At 71.7% G+C, this 237-nt stretch carries 1 pseudogene; it reads right to left on the bottom strand.

Annotation, left to right across the window (positions count from 1 at the left end):
• A pseudogene (locus SB771_RS36950) lies at window positions 1-237 on the bottom strand (cyclase family protein); the annotation flags it as partial.

The following is a 237-nucleotide window of genomic DNA, read 5'->3' on the forward strand; positions in this document are numbered from 1 at the left end:
GTGGCCACCGGCGTGGCGGGCGAACCCACCGCGCCCGGCAGGTTCAGCGGCGGCGCGGTCAGGAGGAAGCGGCTGCGGCCGTTGGCGGTCAGCCAGCGGGCCAGCGCGCCCAGATACCACATCTCGCCGATCGGCAGGCCGAGCTTGAAGATGCAGTGGTGGTGCAGCGGCAATGCCGCGCAGCACGCGTTCGGCTTCTGCGTCGGGTAGATCTCCAGCGCGTGGTTGTCCGACGCC

The organism is Burkholderia sp. SIMBA_051 (assembly GCF_046534915.1).
GTDB classification, from domain to species: domain Bacteria; phylum Pseudomonadota; class Gammaproteobacteria; order Burkholderiales; family Burkholderiaceae; genus Burkholderia; species Burkholderia ambifaria.